The organism is Enterococcus sp. FSL R5-0957 (assembly GCF_038008005.1).
Lineage (GTDB): Bacteria > Bacillota > Bacilli > Lactobacillales > Enterococcaceae > Enterococcus_B > Enterococcus_B faecium.
Window position 1 is genome coordinate 37,537 of sequence record NZ_JBBOYG010000001.1, and the last position, 16,552, is coordinate 54,088.

General features: G+C 40.4%; 17 protein-coding genes. 15 read left to right on the forward strand and 2 right to left on the reverse strand.

Going from position 1 to position 16,552, the window contains the following annotated elements; genetic code table 11:
• The first annotated feature begins 194 nt into the window (after window positions 1-194).
• From MKX69_RS00165 to MKX69_RS00175, 3 genes are all read left to right on the forward strand, one after another.
• On the forward strand, window positions 195-416 hold the full coding sequence (locus tag MKX69_RS00165; protein WP_002309857.1) for a helix-turn-helix domain-containing protein: 222 nt from the start codon (window positions 195-197) through the stop codon (window positions 414-416).
• Between the two features lie 197 nt (window positions 417-613).
• Complete coding sequence (locus MKX69_RS00170; protein ID WP_258082460.1) at window positions 614-757, forward strand: helix-turn-helix domain-containing protein; 144 nt, start codon at window positions 614-616, stop codon at window positions 755-757.
• A 235-nt stretch (window positions 758-992) separates the two neighbouring features.
• Complete coding sequence (locus MKX69_RS00175; protein WP_002288644.1) at window positions 993-1,109, forward strand: putative metal homeostasis protein; 117 nt, start codon at window positions 993-995, stop codon at window positions 1,107-1,109.
• A 78-nt stretch (window positions 1,110-1,187) separates the two neighbouring features.
• Here MKX69_RS00175 and guaA read toward each other — a convergent pair whose 3' ends face one another.
• Together guaA and coaA are read right to left on the reverse strand one after the other, a co-directional pair.
• Window positions 1,188-2,753 (reverse strand): glutamine-hydrolyzing GMP synthase, encoded by a 1,566-nt coding sequence (gene guaA / locus MKX69_RS00180; protein ID WP_202764921.1) that lies wholly within the window; start codon window positions 2,751-2,753, stop codon window positions 1,188-1,190.
• 58 nt (window positions 2,754-2,811) lie between these two features.
• Window positions 2,812-3,735 (reverse strand): type I pantothenate kinase, encoded by a 924-nt coding sequence (gene coaA / locus MKX69_RS00185; protein WP_202764922.1) that lies wholly within the window; start codon window positions 3,733-3,735, stop codon window positions 2,812-2,814.
• A gap of 195 nt (window positions 3,736-3,930) precedes the next feature.
• On the opposite strand from coaA, the gene MKX69_RS00190 reads away from it, so the two are divergent.
• From MKX69_RS00190 to deoD, 12 genes are all read left to right on the forward strand, one after another.
• Window positions 3,931-4,536, forward strand: coding sequence for a class I SAM-dependent methyltransferase (locus tag MKX69_RS00190; RefSeq protein WP_202764958.1), 606 nt, complete (start codon window positions 3,931-3,933; stop codon window positions 4,534-4,536).
• Window positions 4,537-4,847: 311 nt separating this feature from the next.
• On the forward strand, window positions 4,848-5,864 hold the full coding sequence (locus tag MKX69_RS00195; protein ID WP_202764923.1) for a LacI family DNA-binding transcriptional regulator: 1,017 nt from the start codon (window positions 4,848-4,850) through the stop codon (window positions 5,862-5,864).
• A 140-nt stretch (window positions 5,865-6,004) separates the two neighbouring features.
• Window positions 6,005-7,306, forward strand: coding sequence for a pyrimidine-nucleoside phosphorylase (locus MKX69_RS00200; protein ID WP_002298573.1), 1,302 nt, complete (start codon window positions 6,005-6,007; stop codon window positions 7,304-7,306).
• 45 nt (window positions 7,307-7,351) lie between these two features.
• A complete protein-coding gene (gene deoC / locus MKX69_RS00205) occupies window positions 7,352-8,014 on the forward strand; it encodes a deoxyribose-phosphate aldolase (protein WP_104876498.1) in 663 nt (220 codons plus the stop codon).
• 20 nt (window positions 8,015-8,034) lie between these two features.
• On the forward strand, window positions 8,035-8,433 hold the full coding sequence (locus tag MKX69_RS00210) for a cytidine deaminase (protein ID WP_202764924.1): 399 nt from the start codon (window positions 8,035-8,037) through the stop codon (window positions 8,431-8,433).
• Between the two features lie 65 nt (window positions 8,434-8,498).
• Window positions 8,499-9,581 carry a BMP family lipoprotein gene (locus tag MKX69_RS00215; RefSeq protein ID WP_202764925.1) on the forward strand — a complete coding sequence of 361 codons (1,083 nt, stop codon included), beginning with the start codon at window positions 8,499-8,501 and terminating at the stop codon, window positions 9,579-9,581.
• A gap of 211 nt (window positions 9,582-9,792) precedes the next feature.
• Entirely contained in the window at window positions 9,793-11,355 is a 1,563-nt protein-coding gene (locus MKX69_RS00220; protein WP_202764926.1) for an ABC transporter ATP-binding protein, read from the forward strand.
• On the forward strand, window positions 11,348-12,481 hold the full coding sequence (locus MKX69_RS00225; protein ID WP_002289201.1) for an ABC transporter permease: 1,134 nt from the start codon (window positions 11,348-11,350) through the stop codon (window positions 12,479-12,481). Before MKX69_RS00220 ends, MKX69_RS00225 begins: the two co-directional genes overlap by 8 nt.
• The gene (locus tag MKX69_RS00230; RefSeq protein WP_202764927.1) at window positions 12,481-13,437 is read left to right on the forward strand and encodes an ABC transporter permease; all 957 of its coding nucleotides are present in this window, start codon (window positions 12,481-12,483) and stop codon (window positions 13,435-13,437) included. Before MKX69_RS00225 ends, MKX69_RS00230 begins: the two co-directional genes overlap by 1 nt.
• A 98-nt stretch (window positions 13,438-13,535) precedes the next feature.
• Window positions 13,536-14,702 (forward strand): phosphopentomutase, encoded by a 1,167-nt coding sequence (gene deoB / locus MKX69_RS00235; RefSeq protein WP_202764928.1) that lies wholly within the window; start codon window positions 13,536-13,538, stop codon window positions 14,700-14,702.
• 23 nt (window positions 14,703-14,725) lie between these two features.
• Complete coding sequence (locus tag MKX69_RS00240; RefSeq protein ID WP_002289198.1) at window positions 14,726-15,544, forward strand: purine-nucleoside phosphorylase; 819 nt, start codon at window positions 14,726-14,728, stop codon at window positions 15,542-15,544.
• 16 nt (window positions 15,545-15,560) lie between these two features.
• Entirely contained in the window at window positions 15,561-16,268 is a 708-nt protein-coding gene (deoD, locus tag MKX69_RS00245) for a purine-nucleoside phosphorylase (protein ID WP_341008238.1), read from the forward strand.
• Window positions 16,269-16,552: the final 284 nt, after the last annotated feature.

The following is a 16,552-nucleotide window of genomic DNA, read 5'->3' on the forward strand; positions in this document are numbered from 1 at the left end:
TTCCCATATTATTCCACCTATTACCGATTTTTTCATTCTCTAACACTCCTTTTATTTTTTTATATTTCAACAATTACAGTGTATTCTAACTAGCAATCAAATGTAAGACACAAATCATTGCGCCATATATTCAATTCCTAAATTTTCCGTTATAGTTAATATGGGAGAGAATACTTAAATGAAAGGAGCGAGGGATGGAGATCCATCAGTGGTTGCGTGAGAAGAGAAGGGAAAAAGGGTATACTCAAAAATGGGTGTCACTTCAGTTACATATTACAAGACAAGGTTTGTCCAATTGGGAAAATGGCCGGTCATATCCAAGTTATGAGATGCTCTATAAATTGATTTGTTTGTATGGATGCTCAGCTAAAGAGATTTCAGAACTGTTTACAAGAGAAAGAGAAACAAAGAACTAGGATACACCATTTCTTTTTTAAGATCCCAATCGTTATAGACTCTTTTCAATTACAAATGTTTCTAATATAGTTGATATTGAGGGAAATGGATGCGGTTTAACAACGAGGAGGATGCTTGGATGGTATTTGCTCGATGGCTGACAAAAAAAAGAAAAGACTGAAGTTATACACAAGATTTCGTTGCACGACAATTAGGTATCACAAGACAAACACTTTCCAAATGGGAAACAGGTCTATCGCGTCCCAGTTACGAGATGTTACAAAAAATTTTTTGTTTTTACGACTGTTCGCAAAAAGAAGTAGCTGAATTGTTTAAGACAATCGGAAACGGTAAGATGTGAATGTGGGAAGAATAATTGGTAGATCATATGTAATAATAAAACTTATTTCCGAAGAAGCACCTTTTGGAACACTATTCATTCGGAAAAAGTGATTGTGACACGACTTTTGCCATAGCCTCGTTTTAGCAGGTTGACTTTCTTTTTAACATTTGATACCATTCAAAATACAAATCGTAATTATTTCGATTTGTATTTTGAACATGACTATAATCAAAGAAGAAAGTGGGTCGTCTATATGGAAAAAACAGATATCTCAAGTGCATATCGCCGTTTGAAAAGCCCAAATATCAAAACACGAAAACGTGCGTTGAAAATCATCAAAGATGTGAAACGAAATAGTGGAAAAAGGTAAGAAGAAGGAAACTTAATAAAAAAATAGCCGAAAAACGTTGTTAAAAAACGTTTTTCGGCTATTTTCAATTATTTTTGTTTATTCCCACTCCACTGTTGCTGGTGGTTTAGAAGTGATGTCATACACGATGCGGTTGACATGGGCTACTTCGTTTACGATACGTACAGAGATTTTTTGCAAGACTTCCCATGGAATACGGGCAAAGTCAGCTGTCATTCCGTCGATTGAAGTCACCGCACGGATACCGACTGTGTAGTCGTAAGTACGTCCGTCACCCATAACACCGACAGAGCGGATTCCTGGAAGAACAGTGAAATATTGCCAGATATCGCAGTCAAGTCCAGCAGCTGCGATTTCTTCGCGCAAGATAGCATCAGATTCGCGTACGATTTCTAGCTTGTCTTCAGTGATTTCGCCAAGAACACGAATACCAAGACCAGGGCCAGGGAATGGCTGACGCCAAACGATTGAATCAGGCATGCCTAATTGAGTACCTAATTCACGGACTTCGTCTTTGAATAGTGTGTTTAATGGTTCGATCAATTCAAATTGCATATCTTCTGGCAGTCCACCTACATTATGGTGAGATTTGATCGTTTGTGCTGTTTCTGTACCAGATTCGATAACGTCAGTATACAACGTTCCTTGTGCTAAGAAAGAGACGCCTTCTTCACCAGCAAGTTTTGTTGCTTCGTCATCAAAAACATATACGAATTCATTCCCAATGATTTTACGTTTTTGTTCTGGGTCAGATACACCTTTCAACTTGTCTAAGAAGCGATCTCTTGCATCGACTTTGATGATGTTCAAGCCGAATTTTCCGCCTAGACTTTCCATTACTTGTTCCGCTTCGCCTTTGCGTAGCAGACCATGGTCAACGAAGATAGATGTCAATTGGTCACCAATCGCTTTTTGTAAAAGAACCCCAACGACACTAGAATCAACGCCGCCTGAGAGACCAAGCAAGACTTTTTTGTCACCAACTTGTTCACGGATTTTTTCTACTTGCATATCAATAAAGTTATCCATTGTCCAGTTACCTTCACAGTGGCAAACATCAAAGGCAAAGTGGCGCAACAATTCGATTCCGTATTCGGAATGACGTACTTCTGCATGGAATTGGATACCATAAAAATTACGTGTTGTGTCTTGGATAGAAGCAATCGGACAATCTTTGCTTGTTCCGACTGTTTCAAAGCCTTCAGGAACTTTAGTTACCAAGTCACCATGGCTCATCCATACTGTTTGTTGTTTTGGTGTTTCTTTAAACAAGACAGCTTGATCGCTTGTTACTTCTAACAAGGCTTTCCCATATTCGCGGTTTTTAGCAGGCTCTACGGAACCGCCAAGTTTGTATGTGATCAATTGCATACCATAGCAAATCCCTAATACAGGAATACCTAAATTGAAGATCTCAGGATCGATCCCAAATGCATTCTCATCATATACACTGTTTGGTCCGCCAGAAAGAATGATTCCCTTTGGATTCATCACTTTTACTTCTTCTGCAGTAATGCGGTGGCTCAATAATTCGGAAAAGACTCCAAGATCACGAATACGTCTTGTGATCAATTGGTTATACTGACTACCGTAGTCTAATACGATAATCTTTTCAACGTTCGTCATATCGGCAACGTTTGTCAAATTTATTACCCCTATCCCTTTAAATTTTATCTCAAAATAGTCAAACTATTTTAAAATGCTAATATTTTCGCATGAAAATCGAATCGATAATATGATTTTCAGTTTTATGGAGAATTATATCGGCTCTTCCTCGTGTAGGCAAGATATATTCCTGTAAATTTTTCAAATTCACATTTTTCCATACATCTTTTGCCATTTTAAAGGCTTCTTCACGATCTCCGATAGCAAAACGATAATAATAATTCTCTGGATTTTGGAAAGCCGTATCCAGTAACGCGCCAAAACGATCCAAATACCATTTTTCGATCAGCACGGGATCGGCATCGACATAGACAGAAAAATCAAAAAAGTCGCTGACGTAGATTTGCTGATTCGCAGGTAATTGAAGCGTATTGATCCCCTCAACGATCAAGATATCAGGTTGCTGGATCAGCTCGTACTTATCTGGAATGATATCATATACATCATGTGAATAAACAGGTACTTTTATCTCTTCCTGACCAGATTTTACACGATTCAAGAAGTCGATCAGCATCTCCATATCATAACTTTCAGGAAATCCTTTACGGTCCATGATTCCACGCTCTTTTAATATACGATTTGGATAAAGAAATCCGTCAGTCGTGATCAGCTGAACGTTTCTTCGTTTGAAGGTACGAGACAAAATCGTCTGCAGCAGTCTGGCTGTTGTACTTTTTCCAACGGCTACACTTCCGGCGATCCCGATAATAAAAGGCGGTACTTCTACGTATTTATGAAGAAATAAACCTTTACTCAAGAACAAAGATTCAAATTCTTTCATATAAAGATAAATCAGATGAGCAAGAGGTACATAGATATCTCGAACATCCTGCATGGAAATGCGGTCATTCAAACTTTTGATATTATCTAGTTCATCTTGTGTCAAAGGTGCTTGCCCATCACGATAAAATTCTCGCCATTCTTCTCTTGCCACACGGTAGTAGTTCATTGGATCATTCATATTAGCCTCCTGCGTTCTCCCATCAATGGAACTATTTTAACACAAAATAAACGCAAACCCCACCACTTAAGAGAGATTGCCGATCTTTTTGTATAATCTTTATAATAGAAAGAAACGGAGTCTTATTCTTGACTTGCGCACGGATACATAAAAGGATAGACTGTTGTCATGAAAGAAATGAGAAGGATGGAAGACATGACAAATCATTACTATTCTGAACGCCCAGATACGGCGCACGATTTTGAACAATGGGCTTTTGAGTTAAAAGGCAGAACCTTTCAATTTGTAACAGATTCTGGTGTATTTTCACGTGAAACAGTGGATTATGGTTCGCGTGTCCTGATTGATGCTTTCGATTGGGAAGAGTTACCTGATGAAGGAAAGATCTTAGATGTGGGATGCGGGTATGGACCGATTGGGCTAGCTTTGGCATTTGCGACACAGCGGTTTGTTGAAATGGTCGACATTAATGAGCGAGCAGTGAGTCTAGCGCAAAGAAACGCAAAGCGTAACCAAATCGAACAAGTGGACATCCATCAATCGAATATCTATGAAGTACTTCATGAAGAAACCTATGCAGCTATCGTCAGCAATCCGCCGATCCGTGCTGGAAAAAAAGTCGTACATGAAATCTTGACAGGCGCATATCCTCGGTTGAAGAAGGGCGGTACACTGACAATTGTGATCCAGAAGAAACAAGGAGCGCCGAGTGCGCAAAAGAAAATGGAAGAAACATTTGGCAATGCAGAAATCGTCACAAAAGATAAAGGATATTATATCATCAAAAGTGTGAAAGAATAACTAGCTGAAAAATAGTGGAGCGACGAAAGAGTGGAACTGGGCGTACATATTACATATATGGTACGCATCAGTTCTTTTTTTATTGATGACTTTTTTAATCAAGGAACTATCTTTTCTTAAAAAAGAAGTAGCAGAATCAGAATCATGTTTTTTACGATAAAATAAATAAGATACAGAACTTGTATAGAAGGCTGCCAAGTCGGTAGATAAAGGAGATTTTTATCAAAAAACATACTTTCCTTTTTTCTCTATTCTTTTCTTGGGGGTTTTGGTACACTGATAGGGAATTTAGATAGAAGGGAGCCAATAGGATGAAGCTGACCATCAGAGATATCGCAGAAATGGCAGGCGTATCAGTAACAACTGTCTCACAGATTTTGAATAACAAAGGAAGCAGATTTAGTGATAAGACAAGAAAAAAAGTGTTGTCGATCGTGAATGAACATCATTATAAACCCGATTATTTCGCTTCAAATGTGATCAATCGACATTCAAAGACCATCGGGATGATCGTTCCTGATGTCACTGATTTCTTCTTCTCCAAACTGATCGAAGGTGTAGAGAGCTATTTGAATCCTTTGGGCTATGTGATCATGTTATGCAATTCTAGTCATAGCCAAGAAAATGAGATCAAGTACTTGCAAGAGCTTTCCCATCGTTCGGTGGACGGAATCTTGCTGGCCACACCAAATATTTTACCTGAGAAATATGCATTAGACAGCGGTTTTTATCAAAAAATGCCAATCATTTTAATCGATCGCGGATTGAATCGTCGGGATAACGGACGGCTTATCGTAAAGGAATATGAGGGCGCCTATCAAGCTGTTTCGCTGTTTATTGAAAATGGCCATACGAAGATCGGCATGCTGAAGGAAACCACTGGATACTATCAATTAGAAGAACGTTTCAACGGATATCGTCATGCGCTGAAAGATCATGGCCTGCCTTTTAATGGGAAATTTGTTGAACATGGAGAGTTGACTGTCCAAGGTGGATATACTGCATCAAAAAAATTACTCAAACATAAAGATATCACGGCTATTTTTTGCGGGAATGATGCCATGGCGATTGGATGCTATCAGGCGATCGATGAATTGGGCAAAAAAATCCCAGAAGATATCTCAGTCATAGGATTCGATGGATTAAAGCTGTCAGAATACATGATTCCGCAATTGACGACAGTGCAGCAGCCAAGTTTTGATATTGGATTTTATGCTGCACGTTTCCTGATCGATACGATCGAATTTCCTCAAAGAAAAGTTCCGAACAAAGTGTTCGAAACAAAATTAATTATTCGTGAGAGCGTAAAAGTATTGACAAAGGGCTAACTCGGCGGTATATTGATTATGTAAGCATTTACAAAGGCGAGTTAGTGCTTTTTTTATTTTTAGTAAACCAGTTTACTAAAGTGGTTTACCTTTCCTAAAAATAATGTATAATACCGAATGAAGACAAGGAGGATCAGGCAATGCGAATGGTGGATCTGATTGAAAAAAAGAGGGATGGAAACGAGCTGTCGAAAGAGGAAATCGAGTACATCGTCACAAACTATACGAATGGAAAGATTCCAGATTATCAAGTCAGTGCATTATTGATGGCAATTTTTTATCAAGACATGACAAATGAAGAAATCACGAACTTAACATTGGCGATTGCTAATTCTGGTGATGTCATCGATTTGAGTTCTCTTGAAGGAATAAAGGTAGATAAGCATTCGACAGGTGGAGTTGGTGACACGACCACATTGATTTTAGCCCCCCTAGTAGCTAGTGTTGGAGTGACAGTGGCTAAAATGTCTGGACGCGGTCTAGGTTACACAGGTGGTACACTAGACAAGCTAGAAGCAATTCCCGGATTTCAGATCGAGCTTTCGGATGAAGAATTTGTACGCATTGTTAATGAAAGTAAAGTAGCGGTAATTGGTCAATCAGGAAACTTGGCACCGGCGGACAAAAAATTGTATGCCTTGCGTGACGTCACAGCGACCGTTGATTCTCTCCCGCTGATTGCCAGTTCAATTATGAGTAAAAAAATCGCGGCAGGAGCAGATGCAATCGTTTTGGATGTGACCACTGGAGACGGTGCTTTCATGAAGAACATCGAAGATGCAAGACGTCTGGCAAAGACCATGACGAGCATTGGGAAACTGGCTAACCGAGAAACAGTGGCGGTTATCTCAGATATGTCAGAACCTCTTGGCGAAGCCATCGGAAATAGTCTAGAAGTTGTCGAGGCAATCGAAACATTACAAGGAAATGGTCCAGAAGATCTAGTAGAAATGTGCTACGCCTTAGGAAGCCAAATGGTTGTTCTTGCTGGCAAAGCTAAGACAACCGATGAAGCAAGAATGTTGCTTCAAGAAGCTCTGGAATCTGGTAAAGCGTTAGCAAAATTCAAAGAAATGATCCAAAATCAAGGGGGAGACCCAGCGATCGTGGAACATCCAGAACGAATTTTGACTGCACGCTACACAATGGAGCTTCCTGCTAAACAAAGCGGAGTTGTGTCAAAAATCGTGGCAAATGAATTAGGAATTGCTGCAATGATGCTAGGTGCTGGGCGTAAAACCAAAGAAGAAGATATTGATCACGCTGTTGGATTGAAACTGCATAAAAAAATTGGTGACACCGTGACAAAAGGTGAGTCACTATTGACGATCTATAGTAACGACGAAGAAATCACTTCTGTCATTGAATTATTATATAAAAATATTGAAATTGGTGAATCGGCAATGAAGCCAACGTTGATTCATGACATCATCACAGAATAAAGGAAAAAAGCGGACTTTACCGTTTTAAAGAAAAGGGGAAAAGAAATGGAACTAAACCGAATGATCGACCATACTATTTTGAAAGCAGACGCATCTAAAGAAGCTGTGATGCAAATTATCGAAGAAGCAAAAAAATACCATTTTTATTCTGTCTGCATCAATCCAGCATGGGTTGCGCTAGCGAAAGAACAATTACAAGGTGAGCCAGTAGCCGTATGTACAGTAATCGGGTTTCCTCTAGGAGCAAACACACCCGAGACAAAAGCATTTGAAACAACAGATGCCATCAATAACGGTGCAGATGAAGTCGATATGGTCATCAATATCGGTGCTTTGAAATCAAAGGATGATCAACAAGTCCAAAAAGATATCGAAGCAGTTGTTGAAGCAGCAAAAGATCGTGCGCTTGTCAAAGTTATTATTGAAACATCGTTATTAGATAGAGAAGAAATCATCCGAGCTTGCGAAATAGCAAAAGCTGCAGGCGCTGATTTTGTCAAAACATCAACTGGTTTCTCAACAGGCGGAGCAAAGGTAGAGGATGTCCGTTTGATACGTGAAACTGTAGGACCAGAAATGGGTGTCAAAGCTTCCGGCGGTATCCATAACGAAGAAGAAGCAATGGCAATGATCGAAGCTGGTGCTACAAGAATCGGAACAAGCGCAGGAGTAGCAATCGTATCTGGTTCAACTGGTGAAGGCTATTAATTTTTTCAAAGGAGAAGCTCATGGCAGAACTCAAACAAGAATGGATCAACACAGCTATTGAAGCGTTAGATAACGCCTATGTTCCTTATTCCCATTTTCCGGTAGGCGCTTGTCTCGTAACGGAATCAGGCAAGATTTATCAAGGTATCAACATTGAGAATGCATCATTTGGATTAACGAATTGTGCCGAGCGCACAGCTTTTTTCAAAGCAGTATCTGAAGGAGAAAAAACATTTACGCATCTAGTCGTAGCGGGGCACACCCCCGATCCTATCTCTCCTTGTGGTGCATGTCGACAAGTAATGGCAGAATTCTGTTCCCCTGATATGCCGGTTACGCTAGTAGGAGACAATGGTGTGACGAAGGCAACGACCGTTCGTGAACTGCTGCCTTATGCATTTACTGAAAAAGATCTATAACTCATGTTCATTCAGTCAGCTGACTGTTGAAAAATAAAACAATTATTTTAGGAGGCTTTACAGAAATGAAAAAAGCAAAATTATTTGGTTTAGGTGCTGTCGCACTAGCAGCAGGGTTATTTTTAGGTGCATGCGGCAACAACGGCTCTACTGATTCATCCGGTGGCAAAAGCTCATCAGACACAACAACTGCAGCATTGATCACAGACACAGGTGGTGTAGACGACCGTTCATTCAACCAGTCAGCTTGGGAAGGACTAGAAAAATGGGGGAAAGATCAAGGACTTTCACGAGGAAATGATGGCTTCCAATATTTCCAATCTTCAAATGAATCAGATTACATCCCAAATATTGACCAAGCATTGAATGCTGGATTCAAAACGATTTTTGGTATTGGTTATAAACTAAAACCAGCGATCCAAGAACAAGCAACAAACAATACAGGTACGAACTTTGTTATTATCGATGATGTCATCGATGGATTAGATAACGTTGTATCTGCAACTTTCAAAGACAACGAAGCTTCTTATCTTGCAGGTGTTGCAGCAGCTTATACGACTGAAACAAACGTAGTCGGCTTTATCGGCGGTGTAAAAGGTGAAGTAATCGATCGTTTTGATGCTGGATTCAAAGCCGGTGTTGATGCAGGTGCGAAAGAATTAGGAAAAGAAATCAAAGTATTGAATCAATATGCTGGTGACTTCTCTGCTCCAGATAAAGGACGTTCAATTGCTCAAGGTATGTATGCACAAAACGCAGATATCATCTTCCATGCTTCAGGCGGTACAGGTAACGGTGTATTCCAAGAAGCAAAATCATTGAACGAATCAGGCGACAAAAAAGTTTGGGTTATCGGTGTTGACCGCGACCAATCAGACGAAGGCGAATACACATTAAACGGCGAAAAGAAAAACTTCACATTGACATCTACACTGAAAGCAGTTGGAACAGTAGTAGAAGATTTGGCACAAAAATCAGCGGACGGTAAATTCCCTGGCGGCGAACACACTGTTTATGGATTGAAAGAAAACGGTGTTGGTCTAACAGAAGGACAACTTTCTGACGAAGCGAAAAAAGCAGTTGATGAAGCAAAAGAAAAAATCATTTCAGGTGACGTAAAAGTTCCAGAAACTCCTGAAGAAAACTAAAACCATTCCTATAGCCTTGTTAGACACATGTTTGACAAGGCTATGGTTTGATTAGAACAAGAATTGTTCATTTATCCAAGCTGCCTTGTGACAGTTTGGATAAGGGAACAACTCCCTGAAGTAATGTTTGTTTCAAAAGAAGAACGCTCACTAAGCGTGAATCTTAGTCAATCGTTGCCCTAGATAGAAATCGTTAGGATGTGAAAAAAAGGTGGTTCAAGAAAATATTGTCATAGAAATGCAGAATATTACCAAAGAATTTGGAACATTCAAGGCAAATGACAACATCAATTTACAAGTAAAGGCAGGAGAAATTCATGCGTTGCTTGGAGAAAACGGTGCTGGCAAATCTACATTGATGAACGTGCTTTCCGGATTATTAGAGCCGACAGCAGGGAAAATTTTGATGCGTGGGAAAGAAGTAAAGATCACAAGTCCGACCAAAGCCAACCAATTAGGGATTGGGATGGTCCATCAGCACTTTATGCTTGTTGATGCCTTTACTGTAACAGAAAACATCGTGTTGGGAAGCGAGCCTAGTCGCGCAGGGATGCTTGACCATAAAAAAGCACGAAAAGAGATCCAAAAAGTTTCTGAACAGTATGGATTGTCAGTCAACCCAGATGCTTACGTTCGTGATATTTCAGTTGGGATGGAACAACGGGTAGAAATTTTAAAAACACTTTACCGAGGAGCAGATGTACTGATTTTTGATGAGCCGACAGCTGTATTGACCCCTCAAGAAATTGATGAATTAATCGTGATCATGAAGGAATTAGTCAAAGAAGGCAAGTCGATCATTTTGATTACGCATAAGTTAGATGAAATCAAAGCAGTAGCTGACCGCTGTACAGTTATCCGCCGTGGAAAAGGAATCGGTACAGTCAACGTTAAAGACGTAACCTCACAACAATTAGCCGATATGATGGTTGGAAGAACGGTTTCATTCAAAACGATGAAAAAAGAAGCGAAGCCTCAAGAAGTCGTTTTGTCTATTGAAAATCTAGTGGTGAAAGAAAATCGTGGATTAGAAGCCGTGAAAAACTTGAACTTAGAGGTTCGTGCTGGCGAAGTACTTGGTATCGCTGGAATCGATGGAAACGGGCAGTCGGAGTTGATCCAAGCTTTGACTGGTTTGCGAAAGGCAGAAAGCGGACATATCAAGCTAAAAGGGGAAGACATCACTAATAAAAAACCCCGAAAAATCACTGAACATGGTGTAGGACACGTGCCAGAAGACCGTCATAAATACGGGTTAGTCCTAGATATGACATTATCTGAAAATATCGCACTACAAACCTATCATCAAAAACCTTACAGTAAAAACGGCATGCTGAATTATTCAGTAATGAATGAACATGCCAGAGAATTGATCGAAGAATATGATGTTCGAACAACGAATGAACTTGTTCCCGCAAAAGCTTTATCAGGCGGAAATCAGCAAAAAGCAATTATCGCTCGTGAAGTCGACCGAGATCCTGATCTGTTGATTGTTGCAAATCCAACTCGTGGACTGGATGTAGGTGCGATCGAATTTATTCATAAACGTCTGATCGAACAAAGGGACAAATACAAAGCAGTGTTACTGATCAGTTTCGAATTAGAAGAAATTTTAAATGTTTCGGATCGTATTGCTGTTATCCATGAAGGAAAAATTGTCGGTATCGTTGATCCGAAAGAAACATCTGAAAATGAATTAGGTCTATTGATGGCGGGCTATACCTTAGAAGAAGCACGAAAAGAGTTAGAAAAGGGGGCTGGCGCACATGAATGATCGCAGCGAGAAATTCCGTAATTTATTAGTGCCTGTACTTTCAGTTGTTTTAGGATTGATCTTAGGCGCGATATTGATGGCTGCTTTTGGTTTTCAGCCCATCCAAGGTTATTCTTCTATGCTAGATGCAGCCCTTGGTTCGCAAAGAGGGATAGGTGAAACGTTAAGGCAAGCAACACCGTTGATTTTTACAGCATTAGGTTTTTCTGTAGCTAACTCAGCTGGGTTTTTCAATATTGGGCTTTCTGGACAAGCACTTTGCGGGTGGATCGTCAGTGTCTGGGTGGCACTTGCGTTTCCAGATCTGCCAAAAGTTGTTTTGCTTCCGTTATGCGTGATCTTAGGTGCCTTAGCTGGTGCGATGGCAGCGGCTGTTCCAGGTTTACTTCGAGCATTTTTTGGAACAAGTGAAGTGATCGTAACAATCATGATGAACTATATCTTATTATACGTAAGCACATTTGCTTTACATGAAGTGATGCCTGAAAGCTATCGCTCAAGTTTGGACTCTTCCAATATGATCAGTCAAAATGCCTCACTGCGGTTACCATGGTTAACACAAGCTTTTGGCGGCTCTCGCGTAAACTCAGGATTATTTTTAGCAATCATCGCGCTTATTTTCGTTTGGCTGCTGATGAAGAAAACGACTTTAGGATTTGAAATCCGTTCTGTTGGATTGAATCCTTTTGCTTCTGAGTATGCAGGAATGAGTAGTAAACGTACGATCGTTTTGTCGATGGTCATTTCTGGCGCTTTGGCAGGGCTTGGCGGTGTGGTTGAAGGATTAGGAACGTATCAAAACTTCTTTGTTCAAACGACTTCGCTATCTATTGGATTTGACGGAATGGCTGTCTCCTTGCTTGGTTCTGGATCAGCAATCGGTATTCTTTTATCAGCGATCTTGTTCAGTATTTTGAAGATCGGTGGACTTGGCATGCAGACAGGAGCAGGTGTTCCGTTTGAGATCGTCAATGTATCGATTGCTTTGATTATCTTCTTTGTCGGGATCAACTTCCTGATTCGTTTCGTCATGGCTAAAGTCTTCCAAGGGAAAAAACAAGAAGAGATCGTTGCGACAATCGAATCGAAACCAACGAATCAAAACCATGAAGGGGGCGAACTATAATGTCGACTATCGAATTAATTGCCTTGATCCTTACTTCTACACTGGTTTATTCAACACCGCTAATTCTAACGTCACTAGGCGGAACTTTTTCTGAACGAAGCGGGATCGTAAACGTAGGGCTAGAGGGAATCATGGTCATGGGTGCTTTTAGTTCCATCGTTTTCAACTTGACGATGAGTCCATCACTTGGTTCTATGACACCATGGATCGCTGTTTTAGTGGGTGGCGTCGTAGGTATCCTATTTTCTCTGATTCACGCAGTAGCAACAGTCAGTTTGCGTGCTGATCATATTATCAGCGGGACAGTAATTAATCTGATGGCACCTGCTTTAGGTGTTTTCTTGATCAAAGCATGGTATGGTAAAGGTCAAACTGATAACATCACGCAGAATCTGGGGTATTTTTCTTTCCCAGGATTAGCAGATATTCCGGTCATTGGACCAATTTTCTTTAAAAATACATTCTTACCTGCTTATTGTGCTATTTTGATTGCTGTCCTAGCTTGGGTGATCATCTTCAAGACGAAATTCGGCTTGCGCCTCCGTTCAGTTGGTGAAAATCCTCAAGCTGCCGACACATTAGGTATCAATGTATATGCTATGCGTTATTCAGGCGTACTGATTTCTGGCTTGTTAGGCGGTATGGGCGGTGCTGTTTTTGCTCAGTCGATTTCCGGTAACTTTTCAGCTGGTACGATCGTTGGACAAGGGTTCATCTCCATGGCTGCTATGATCTTTGGTAAGTGGAATCCTTTAGGGGCAATGGGTGCCTCATTGTTCTTTGGTTTTGCTCAAAGCTTGAGTATCATTGGCGCACAATTACCAGTTATTTCTTCGATTCCGCCAGTATTGCTGCAAATTGCTCCATATTTGCTGACAATCATTGTGCTGGTTGTTTTCTTAGGGAAAGCTTCTGGTCCAAAAGCAAACGGGAAGAACTATATCAAATCAAAATAATCTTTTAGCGAATAAAAAGGGTGGGTTACGGGGAGTGTTTTTCGTCTCGCCCTTTTTGTTTTAAAGGCAATAAAAATAAAAAGAAAGAAGGAATAATCATGTTTAAACGCGTACATCTGATCGTCATGGATTCAGTAGGAATTGGAGAAGCACCAGATGCCGATAAGTTCGGTGATATTGGTTCTGATACATTAGGACACATTGCGAAAGAAGCAGGATTGAACGTTCCACATTTAGAGCAGCTTGGTTTAGGAACGATCCGTCCTCTTGAAGGTGTGGAATCAGTGAAAGATCATCAAGGCTATGCGACGAAATTAGAAGAAGTTTCTGTAGGGAAAGATACGATGACAGGCCACTGGGAAATCATGGGATTGAATATCAAAACTCCATTTCGTGTGTTTCCGAACGGATTCCCTGATGATCTGATCAAACAAATCGAAGGATTTTCTGGCCGTAAAGTCGTATGTAACAAACCTTATAGCGGAACAGCTGTTATTGACGATTACGGTGAACACCAAATGAAAACAGGCGATTTAATTGTATATACTTCTGCCGATCCTGTCCTTCAGATCGCGGCACATGAAGAAATCATTCCTTTAGAAGAATTATATCGGATTTGCCAATTCGTTCGTGATATAACAAAAGATGATCCGTATATGATTGGCCGAATCATTGCACGTCCGTACGTGGGTGAACCAGGAGACTTCACACGAACAAGCAATCGCCATGATTATGCGTTGAATCCATTCGGGCACACAGTCCTTGATTCTTTGAAAGAAGCAGGAAAGGACGTGATTGCTGTTGGAAAGATCAACGATATTTTCAACGGACAAGGAATCACTGAATCTGTCCGCACGAAAAGCAATATGGATGGCGTTGACCAGCTACTGAAAGTTATGAAAAACGATTTTTCAGGAATCAGCTTTACCAATTTAGTAGATTTTGATGCATTATACGGTCATCGTCGGGATGTAGTCGGCTATGCGCATGCGATTGAAGAATTTGACTTACGAATTCCAGAATTGCTTGAAGCGATGGAAGAAGACGACTTGCTAATGATTACAGCCGATCACGGAAACGATCCGACGTTTACTGGTACCGATCATACGCGAGAATATGTACCGTTATTGGTTTACAGTAAAAAAATGAAAGAACAAGGGGCATTGCCTCAAGGATATTATTCAGATATTTCAGCAACAATTGCTGAGAACTTTAGTGTTTCTTCGACTGAAAATGGCGAAAGCTTCTTGAAATTATTAAAATAATCTTTTTAAATAGGAGAAAGCAAATGACCAAGTTAAGCGAGATGTTACAAGAAACGACCCAGTTTATCCTTGATAAAGGAGTAAAAGAAATTGATTTTGGTTTGATTCTAGGTTCAGGATTAGGTGAATTAGCAGATGAAATCGAAGATGCTGTAATGATTTCTTATGATGAGATCCCGTTCTTTCCTGTTTCGACAGTAGTTGGGCATGCAGGAAAGCTAGTTTATGGGTCTCTGGCAGGCAAGAAAGTGTTAGCCATGCAAGGGAGATTCCACTACTATGAAGGTCATTCCATGCAAACAGTGACCTATCCAGTACGTGTGATGGCCGGGCTAGGGGCCCATTCAGTCATTGTGACTAATGCATGTGGTGGTGTCAACGAATCATTTGTACCAGGAGATTTGATGCTGATTACCGATCATATCAATTTTACTGGTGAAAATCCTTTGATCGGTCCGAATGAAGATGCAATGGGCCCTAGATTTCCAGATATGAGTCAAGCTTATACGCCTGACTATCAAGCAACAGCAAAAGCAGCAGCAGAAAAACTAGGTTTGGATCTTAAAGAAGGCGTATATATGGGCTATTCTGGACCAACTTATGAAACGCCTGCGGAGATCCGAATGTCTCGGACAATAGGAGCCGATGCAGTAGGGATGTCGACTGTTCCAGAAGTCATCGTAGCAGCTCACAGCGGATTAAAAGTGTTAGGAATCTCTTGTATTACTAACTTAGCAGCAGGTATGCAAGCGAATCTGAGCCATGAAGAAGTTGTAGAAACAACTCAGAGAGTCAAACAATCTTTTAAAGCATTGGTTAAAGAAACATTGACATTATTGTAATAGGAGGAACAATAAAATGAGTGTGCATATTGAAGCGAAAGAAGGCGAGATCGCCGATAAGATTTTACTTCCGGGAGATCCTTTGCGAGCTAAATATATTGCGGAGACTTTTTTGGAAGATCCAGTTTGTTACAATCAGGTACGCGGTATGTTAGGCTTTACCGGCAAATATAAAGGAGAACGTATTTCTGTTCAAGGAACAGGAATGGGTATGCCATCAGCCACCATCTATGCCCATGAATTGATCCAGTCGTATGGTGTAAAGAAATTGATTCGAGTAGGTACATGCGGTGCATTGTCAAAAGACGTCCATGTTCGTGATTTAATACTAGCACAAAGTGCAGCGACCAGTTCTTCGATGATCGAAAAAAATTTCCAAGCCTTTCATTTTCCTCCAATCAGTGATTTCAATCTATTACTGAAAGCATATGAGATAGCTAAAGAAAAGGGCTATACGGTTCATGTAGGAAATGTTCTTTCGGAAGATTCTTTCTACAAAGATGATTTGACAGAGACATTCCAATTAGCTGAACTTGGCGTTTTAGGAGTGGAAATGGAAGCAGCGGCTCTTTATTACTTAGGCGCGAAATACCATGTGCAGACATTAAGTTTGATGACCGTTAGCGACCATTTGATCACCGGTGAAGAAACAACAGCTGCAGAACGTCAATCTACGTTCAATGAAATGATCGAAGTAGGATTGGAAACAGCGATAGCAGAATAAGAAGGAAATGAAAAAGCTGCCCTGCATTAAGTAATAAGAACATCCAAGCAAAAATAGCTCCTCATGTTTTTGACTTGGCTGGACTTATTATTGCAAATGTAAGCTTTTGAACACCGTTTACCAAGAGGTTGTGAATCTGCCGTTTAACTCTGAGTCACAAGGAACAATTTCAAAAAACAGCTTTTCATGTTTGATGAATATTGTGACTTGTGACCGAGAAGTTGGCAGGAGAGCACCGTTTATACGAAAAAAGGGACTGTGACAATGTAGTGACCCCCAAAAGT

Bases quoted from the DNA above. Each gene is read 5' to 3' on its own strand.
- coaA (WP_202764922.1), bottom strand. From the start codon at position 3,735: ATGAATGATCCAATGAACTACTACCGTGTGGCAAGAGAAGAATGGCGA.
- MKX69_RS00175 (WP_002288644.1), top strand. From the start codon at position 993: ATGGAAAAAACAGATATCTCAAGTGCATATCGCCGTTTGAAAAGCCCA.
- deoD (WP_341008238.1), top strand. From the start codon at position 15,561: ATGAGTGTGCATATTGAAGCGAAAGAAGGCGAGATCGCCGATAAGATT.
- MKX69_RS00200 (WP_002298573.1), top strand. From the start codon at position 6,005: ATGCGAATGGTGGATCTGATTGAAAAAAAGAGGGATGGAAACGAGCTG.
- deoC (WP_104876498.1), top strand. From the start codon at position 7,352: ATGGAACTAAACCGAATGATCGACCATACTATTTTGAAAGCAGACGCA.
- deoB (WP_202764928.1), top strand. From the start codon at position 13,536: ATGTTTAAACGCGTACATCTGATCGTCATGGATTCAGTAGGAATTGGA.
- MKX69_RS00225 (WP_002289201.1), top strand. From the start codon at position 11,348: ATGAATGATCGCAGCGAGAAATTCCGTAATTTATTAGTGCCTGTACTT.
- MKX69_RS00215 (WP_202764925.1), top strand. From the start codon at position 8,499: ATGAAAAAAGCAAAATTATTTGGTTTAGGTGCTGTCGCACTAGCAGCA.
- MKX69_RS00165 (WP_002309857.1), top strand. From the start codon at position 195: ATGGAGATCCATCAGTGGTTGCGTGAGAAGAGAAGGGAAAAAGGGTAT.
- MKX69_RS00190 (WP_202764958.1), top strand. From the start codon at position 3,931: ATGACAAATCATTACTATTCTGAACGCCCAGATACGGCGCACGATTTT.
- MKX69_RS00195 (WP_202764923.1), top strand. From the start codon at position 4,848: ATGAAGCTGACCATCAGAGATATCGCAGAAATGGCAGGCGTATCAGTA.
- MKX69_RS00230 (WP_202764927.1), top strand. From the start codon at position 12,481: ATGTCGACTATCGAATTAATTGCCTTGATCCTTACTTCTACACTGGTT.
- MKX69_RS00240 (WP_002289198.1), top strand. From the start codon at position 14,726: ATGACCAAGTTAAGCGAGATGTTACAAGAAACGACCCAGTTTATCCTT.
- MKX69_RS00210 (WP_202764924.1), top strand. From the start codon at position 8,035: ATGGCAGAACTCAAACAAGAATGGATCAACACAGCTATTGAAGCGTTA.